The organism is Synechococcus sp. R6-7, assembly GCF_047461695.1.
Classification (GTDB): domain Bacteria; phylum Cyanobacteriota; class Cyanobacteriia; order Thermostichales; family Thermostichaceae; genus Thermostichus.
The window spans coordinates 23,759-29,877 of the sequence record NZ_JANSHS010000031.1 but is presented as its reverse complement, the minus strand read 5'-3'; the positions used below and the strand labels follow the sequence as shown (position 1 = coordinate 29,877).

The window sequence follows — 6,119 nt, the reverse complement described above, 5'->3', positions numbered from 1 at the left end:
CCCCCGCATATCCCCCGCCTGAACGGCAAAGAAGATGGCCATGGACAGGGTTTGCGTGCGGCCTGGGATGTTGCCTGCCAGCATCAAGGTGGCGCCAAACTCCCCCAGAGCGCGAGCAAAACTGAGGGTAACCCCCGCTAGGATCCCCGGCAAGGCCAGTGGGATCAGCACCCGCGTAAAAATCTTGGCCCTGCTTGCTCCCAGGGTGCGGGCTGCCGCCACCAGCGTCGGGTCGATCTGCTGGAAAGCTCCCAGGGCCGTGCGGTACATCAGGGGCAGGGCCACCACCGCTGCCGTGATCACCCCGGCATACCAGGTGAAGATGACCGACAAGTTCAGCGAGGCCAAAAGTTGTCCCAGAAGGGTTCGCCGGCCAAACAGCAGCAGCAACAGGAAGCCCACCATGGTGGGCGGCAACACCAGCGGCGCCAACAAGAGGGCCTCGATGAGAGAGCGCCAGCGACCTCGGTAGTGCAACATCCCGTAAGCCGCCAGCGTCCCCACCCCAAAGGTGATGCCCGTGGCCAAGCCGGCAATCCGTAGGGAGATCCAAAGCGGGGATAGGTCGTAGTCGATCATTTGGAGTAACTCATCCGCGCCATTGCAGAGGGATCCCTCACAGGCGGATAAAGCCGTACTTCACAAACACCTCTGCTGCTTCTTCTGAGGTTAAAAACTCCAAGTAAGACTGTCCGGCGGGAGTATCGCGCACCAATGCCACCGGGTAGATAATTGGCGTAATGGGATCCGCCGTAGCCACTACTCGCACCCGATTTGAAAGCTGAGCATCCGAGGTAAACAGGATCCCAGCGTCGGCATTGCCCTGCTCCACCGCCGTCAAAATTTCCCGCACCGTGCTGGCAAACACCATCTTGGGCCGCAGCGTCTCAAACACCCCCGCCTCGGTGAGAATTTCCTGGGCATAGCGTCCGGCGGGCATGGCCTGCAGATCCCCAATGGACAGAACCCGGATCTCTTCCGCCACCAAGTCGGCAAAATCCTGAACCTTGGTTCTGGCATTGGCAGGCACAATTAAAGCCATGCGGTTGCTGAGAAGATCTCGCCGGGATCCCTCCACCAGCAGGTTTTGCTTGGCAAGGGCGTCCATAAAAGAGGCGGCTGCGAAAAATACCACGTCCAAAGGAGCCCCCTGCTCCACCTGTTGCTGGAGAGAGCCGGAATTGGCGAAGTTGTACTCAACCTTGATGTCGGGATAGCGGGCGGTGAACAACCGGTCGATTTCCGTTAAAGCCGGTTGCAAGCTCACCGCAGCCCCCACCAAAATGGGCTGAGATTGCGCCAAGCCAGGAGCCAGCCCCCACCTCAAAGCCAGAGCGGCCAGGATCCCCAGGAATAACATTGCAGTTCTTCGTTTCATAGCCATTTTTCTTTGACCCGTGACAACTCTCAGAACAGGAAAATCCGCCAATGGTTCGGTGCTTTTGACTGTCGGAATTGGGTTGTAATTTGTATCTGTAGATACACACCTAGACTATCGGCAGCCATTCCTCCCCAGAGGCAACGATAAGCATCTGATAGTATTGAAACCGGTGTTGAATGACCATCCGGCAAGCTCCTCTCTTGTTCAGTTCGGTCAACACCCCTGTTGCTCTGCTTGTTCAACAAAGGAGAAGTCATGCAAATCAGCACTCGCAACTTGTTTAAAGGAACTGTAAAAAGTGTCCAGGTAGGCATGGTCAATGCCGAAATTATTCTGGAAGTTGCACCGGGTATAGAAATAACAGCCATTATTTCTAAGCACTCTGCCGAACGGTTGGGCATAGCAGTTGGGAAAGAAGCGTATGCTGCCATCAAAGCCTCGGATGTGGTCATTGCCGTGGATGAGTGAGTGGATGAGTGAATTGAGTAACTGGCCTAGACTTGATGTTGCCTGGGATCCAAATACAGGGCTTTGATAAGGCGCTGGCGATCGTTTAGGCTGATCCGAAGCCGCCCATTCTCTACATCCCGCACCCAGCTCTGGCTGCGCCCCAGCCTCTGGGCCAATTCCCGCTGGCTGATTCCCTTTTGCCGGCGTGCCGCTGAGATATCTGCCCCACGCAAAGCCTTGCCTGAGGAAAAATCTTTTGGGTCTTCGGAATGGCAAGGGAGATCCGAGTCTGTTGCAACAGGCGCAGACTTTGCCCTACGCTGCCGCCGAGATCCCGATTCTCGGGTTGGGGATCTGGCTTCTTGAACTACTCGACGATGCCAGTCGGAGGGCAGATGAAACCGCTGAATGCGAGCCTGCATCAAGAGTCCCCACTTGCCCCGCGGCCCGGCAGCCGTCAGCAAGCCACCGTTGTTGGCATCTTCAATCCAAAAGTTCAATGCCTCGTCCGCATCCTCGGGCACAGCTTCCAGGCGAGCCCACAGGGGTTGAATGGAAGAAGGATAGGTGAGGGGATCGAACTCCGGCTTGAGGCCGTAGTGGTTGAGAACCTCCAGATCGCTTTCAAAGGTGCGCACCAGCCGTTTGCGTTCTTGGAGATTGAGATAAGCTTCCTGCAGTCGCTCTTCCCCGTAGGCCACTCGCATCAGGGTGGGCACCGTCAGACGCTGTTGCCGCCCCATCCTCACTTTGAACAACAGCCACAGCAGCAGGCGCATGGCTCCTTCATGATGCTGCCAATGGCTCATCACGGCCTGCAGCAGGGATAGGGGCAGGCTGCTGTACTGATAAAAGGCTTGCCCCTGGCGGCACCCTTGTCGATTGAGAAAGTACCGCGTCCATTCGCCGGGCTGAATCGCCCAAGTCAGGCCCACCAGATGGTTGCAGCCCTGCTCATCTTTTTGAAAGTGGCGATGCATCTTGAGCAGCCTCCACAGAGGGCCAGCCGGTACCGAAAACCCCTTCACCCGCCCCTGATCCGGCCAATCGATGGAGACTTGAATCCGACAGAGCTGCTCTATCCAGGTCATGAACAGGTGGAGACGGGTCATCTTGTTCAGATCTTTACGTTTATCCCAGCCCAAATAGGACTCCAATTGTGAGTCGGTGAAAACAAAGGATTCCTTCCAGGGGCTATCCAACCCGGCGGCATAGGCAGCAAAAATAAGATGCAAACAGGCAGTTCGCACATCGATCGGAGCACTTTGTAGGATCCCGTCCAAACATAGAGTTAGGGTCAGAGATCCCTGGTTGTGGCCAACAGATTTCTGATAGCAAACCTGGTTATCTCCCTGCTTTTGCAGATTGAGAGATTGAAATTGAGATAGGAAATTGCAAGCTTCCCAGACCACAATTGACGAAGCAAAAGCCTGGCTATGGCCGTTCAAAAATAGAGGTGGACTGCTGCGAATGCGGGCCGTGACCGTGCGGTTGCGCCCCTTCATGGCTTCATAAGGCTGCGGGGCAGAACCGGGACACAGGCTAACGCACTGAGGTTCTGGGAAGAAACCTTCGCAGTCATTGCACAACAGAGGATTAATCCAGTATTCCCCATCCTGAACAACAATAGCTTTCGTAGGACAGCTATCTACACAAGCGTTGCAACCGATACAATCCCCTGAGATTTGATAAGCCATAGCCCTCAAACTCCATAACGTTTCCCTGTAGCTCTCCCTCGTTCACACCTGCTATCGCATCTGCGCAACCCTAAACCCGGCCATGGAGACCTTCCTCGCAAAGCCGTGGCAGCCCGGCGAGAGACCTTAGTTTAAGGTCTGTTTCCTAAGCTCAATTCGTGAACTGGATTGAACGATACCTCAAAAGATCCCCGGCAGGCCAGGGAGATTTGGTCTAGGGTGAACCTTCTGGAAAGCTTTGTTTTCTCTTAACTTCTAATGTTTGCAGTGAACTTTTGAGATGGCTTTGCAGGCTACTCCTCCCCCCTTGAGAGCCTTTTAGGGATCCGAACTGCAACAAGTGTCAGGCAAAACGCTCAATAACCAAGCCGACACAAGGTCGTCCGCCCACCCAATACGCCGATTCATCGGCCAGGTTGTGGCTTGGCTCCAGATGCCAACCCAAGGGATTGGGTTCTAGCTCCAGCGCCCGCACGATTTCCTCTGGGCTTAGTCCTGTGCAGAGTTGGATGTGTTGCAACTTGGGGAAAGGCTTTTCCACAAGGCTAAGCTCTTCAGCAGCTTTAAGGATGGAGCCCAGGTGCAACAAACAGGTGTTCATGGCTTTGCTCCCAAATCAAGATAGGTTATGAAGAGATGAGCTTCCCTTACTTTGAGTGTCCCTCATTACAGGTTAAAAATTGGGTAAATAGACTACATTTTAGAAGGCTCTTGGCAAATTTAAGATTGTTTTCTTATTCGGTTCTTGGGGAGGCGCTAGGGTGCAACGGGGATCCATGTAAACCCAGATGGGTTTAGCTAAATGAGCAGGAAGGGAAAGTTGGCCACTGGGTAGGAGTAGGATCCACTCAGGGTGACGTTGGATAACCTGGAGATAGGTACCTGGAGTGAGACCCATTTGCTGCAATTGGGCGCAAGCAGCTTCGGATCCGCGCAGTTGGTAGATGCGACCTTCTTCTCCAACCTTCATGAGTTGGAGAGGAGATATGGTTATTGAGATCTTAGGGACGGTGGGCGGTGCCAACATATAGGGATCCCTAATCTTAGAAGAGGCCATTTGAGCCTTGCCCGAGTCCATTTGCGAGCAGCTTGGAAGCAGCGATCTATCAAACCAAGTAAGCTTCCTGGTGAGTGCGAATCGTACAATTGGAGCGAGGTTTAGCCACGCAGAGCAGCACAAATCCTTTGGCTATTTGCTCCTCATCCAGAAAGGTTTGCTCCGATTGATCGACTTCTCCTTCTACCACTTTGGCCACGCAAGAGGAACAACTACCGGAGCGGCAGGAAGAGGGCAAGTCCACATCTTGATCCTCAGCCGCTTCTAGGATGGTCGAATCTTCATCTACTGAGATATAGGTGTCGAGCCGTCGTTTTGGGTTAACCAAGTGAACTGTGTAGGTAGCCATGATGAGATCTCCAGAGAGTTGACGAGGGGTAAACAAGGGAGCTTAGGCAGGGATCCCAGGGCTGCATTCGCCCCGCTCTCCCGAAGAGCTGCAGCCGGCACAGCCGCCAACGGGATCCGGACAACCATAGTCTTGAAAGACTCGGAAGAGCTTCTCCTGCTGCGGGGTAGAAGTGAGAAAGGTTTGATACGCTTTTTCCAGCGCTTGCCGGGCTTGCTCCAGCCATTCTTCTTCGCTGCCCTGGAAGTGCTCCAGAGGAGCCAGATACTGAGCAAATTTGCGTAAGATATGCAGGCGATTCACGTTGACCACCCGCGGATCGTAGGGGAGCTCGAAAAAAGCGAAATAATCCTCGGCATTGACTAGGGCTTGGAAGTCTTTCCAACGGCGGTTGTGGTTCCAACTCATCGGCAGGTCTCCAGGGTTTTCAAGCGTTGTCTGAGGGTGTGCAGCCGGGCAAATAGGGCGTAAGTGCGGGCTGCCAAGTCGGGGAGTCGCTCGAACCCGTCGGGTAGCCCCTCGGCCAGATCGTGCAGATCCATTTTCAGTTGGCCTGCTTTGCTGTTTAGTCGCTTGATCTCGGTGCGGAGCTGGTCGGCAGACAGGTGTTCGAAGGGCTCGAAATCCAGGCCGTTCACAACATTCTCAACGTCACTCTCATTCAACATGGGCAAGGCACTCCTGATGGCTAAAGAAATTGCTGCACAGACAAAAGGGGAGGCAGGCGGCTACAGCCGGCCCACCTCGGGGTAGGTTCGGGCCAGTTGGATCCCTTTGTCGATAAGGGCAGTAGCTTTTTCAGTGAGCTGTTCGAGAGACTCGAAACCGAAGCGATGGGCGTCTCGCAGGGTGTTGACCACCAACAACAACCGCCCTGAGAAGACCAGCACCCAACCAAAGCCTTCGCTGTTGAGATCCAGCACCACCTGAGCTAGGAGGCCCGTTTCCTTTTCAATCAGGGCGGCAATGGCGCGGTAGTAGATGAGAATGCGGCTCCGCACTGCCGGATCCACCTCCCCTTCCAGGGATATTTGGCGCTTCTGGGCTTTGGTGACGACAAAGGGCTTGAGCAGCAACTCATCCCTCCAGGTGCGGTAGGTGCCGTAGGGATCCGCCGCCCGCAGCTGGCGGACGATCTCCTGCAGGATGGGGCTGGTCGAGGGGGAAAGAGGGGTAACCGTCATG

10 protein-coding genes are annotated in these 6,119 nt (G+C 54.7%); 1 reads left to right on the top strand and 9 read right to left on the bottom strand.

From position 1 onward, the window contains the following. Positions 1 to 579 (bottom strand): molybdate ABC transporter permease subunit (gene modB / locus NW815_RS01325; protein WP_414415634.1); only part of this gene is annotated, 579 nt, incomplete at its 3' end. 37 nt (positions 580 to 616) lie between these two features. Next, positions 617 to 1,378 (bottom strand): molybdate ABC transporter substrate-binding protein, encoded by a 762-nt coding sequence (modA, locus tag NW815_RS01320; protein WP_414389669.1) that lies wholly within the window; start codon positions 1,376 to 1,378, stop codon positions 617 to 619. A 258-nt stretch (positions 1,379 to 1,636) separates the two neighbouring features. Between modA and NW815_RS01315 the strand changes: the two genes are divergently transcribed. After that, a complete protein-coding gene (locus NW815_RS01315) occupies positions 1,637 to 1,849 on the top strand; it encodes a TOBE domain-containing protein (protein ID WP_414382929.1) in 213 nt (70 codons plus the stop codon). 26 nt (positions 1,850 to 1,875) lie between these two features. On the opposite strand, the gene NW815_RS01310 is transcribed toward NW815_RS01315, so the two are convergent. The 7 genes from NW815_RS01310 to NW815_RS01280 form a co-directional block, all read right to left on the bottom strand. Next, positions 1,876 to 3,528, bottom strand: a complete 1,653-nt coding sequence (locus tag NW815_RS01310; protein ID WP_414389670.1) for a helix-turn-helix domain-containing protein — start codon at positions 3,526 to 3,528, stop codon at positions 1,876 to 1,878. A gap of 343 nt (positions 3,529 to 3,871) precedes the next feature. Continuing rightward, the gene (locus NW815_RS01305) at positions 3,872 to 4,129 is read right to left on the bottom strand and encodes a hypothetical protein (RefSeq protein WP_011430669.1); all 258 of its coding nucleotides are present in this window, start codon (positions 4,127 to 4,129) and stop codon (positions 3,872 to 3,874) included. Positions 4,130 to 4,228: 99 nt separating this feature from the next. Beyond that, positions 4,229 to 4,498: a ferrous iron transport protein A gene (locus tag NW815_RS01300; protein ID WP_414390678.1), complete on the bottom strand. Its 270-nt coding sequence runs from the start codon at positions 4,496 to 4,498 to the stop codon at positions 4,229 to 4,231. 136 nt (positions 4,499 to 4,634) lie between these two features. After that, positions 4,635 to 4,934: a 2Fe-2S iron-sulfur cluster-binding protein gene (locus tag NW815_RS01295; protein WP_099813376.1), complete on the bottom strand. Its 300-nt coding sequence runs from the start codon at positions 4,932 to 4,934 to the stop codon at positions 4,635 to 4,637. A gap of 42 nt (positions 4,935 to 4,976) precedes the next feature. Beyond that, on the bottom strand, positions 4,977 to 5,342 hold the full coding sequence (gene nifW / locus NW815_RS01290) for a nitrogenase-stabilizing/protective protein NifW (RefSeq protein WP_011432069.1): 366 nt from the start codon (positions 5,340 to 5,342) through the stop codon (positions 4,977 to 4,979). Continuing rightward, entirely contained in the window at positions 5,339 to 5,602 is a 264-nt protein-coding gene (locus NW815_RS01285) for a CCE_0567 family metalloprotein (RefSeq protein WP_011432070.1), read from the bottom strand. The genes nifW and NW815_RS01285 overlap by 4 nt, the downstream gene beginning before the upstream one ends. 60 nt (positions 5,603 to 5,662) lie before the next feature. Beyond that, positions 5,663 to 6,118 carry a NifX-associated nitrogen fixation protein gene (locus tag NW815_RS01280; protein ID WP_414389674.1) on the bottom strand — a complete coding sequence of 152 codons (456 nt, stop codon included), beginning with the start codon at positions 6,116 to 6,118 and terminating at the stop codon, positions 5,663 to 5,665. Position 6,119 lies beyond the last annotated feature (1 nt).

Coding starts and splice junctions, on each gene's coding strand:
- NW815_RS01305 (WP_011430669.1), bottom strand. CDS start 4,129: ATGAACACCTGTTTGTTGCACCTGGGCTCCATCCTTAAAGCTGCTGAA.
- modA (WP_414389669.1), bottom strand. CDS start 1,378: ATGAAACGAAGAACTGCAATGTTATTCCTGGGGATCCTGGCCGCTCTG.
- NW815_RS01300 (WP_414390678.1), bottom strand. CDS start 4,498: ATGAAGGTTGGAGAAGAAGGTCGCATCTACCAACTGCGCGGATCCGAA.
- nifW (WP_011432069.1), bottom strand. CDS start 5,342: ATGAGTTGGAACCACAACCGCCGTTGGAAAGACTTCCAAGCCCTAGTC.
- NW815_RS01310 (WP_414389670.1), bottom strand. CDS start 3,528: ATGGCTTATCAAATCTCAGGGGATTGTATCGGTTGCAACGCTTGTGTA.
- NW815_RS01295 (WP_099813376.1), bottom strand. CDS start 4,934: ATGGCTACCTACACAGTTCACTTGGTTAACCCAAAACGACGGCTCGAC.
- NW815_RS01285 (WP_011432070.1), bottom strand. CDS start 5,602: ATGTTGAATGAGAGTGACGTTGAGAATGTTGTGAACGGCCTGGATTTC.
- NW815_RS01315 (WP_414382929.1), top strand. CDS start 1,637: ATGCAAATCAGCACTCGCAACTTGTTTAAAGGAACTGTAAAAAGTGTC.
- NW815_RS01280 (WP_414389674.1), bottom strand. CDS start 6,118: ATGACGGTTACCCCTCTTTCCCCCTCGACCAGCCCCATCCTGCAGGAG.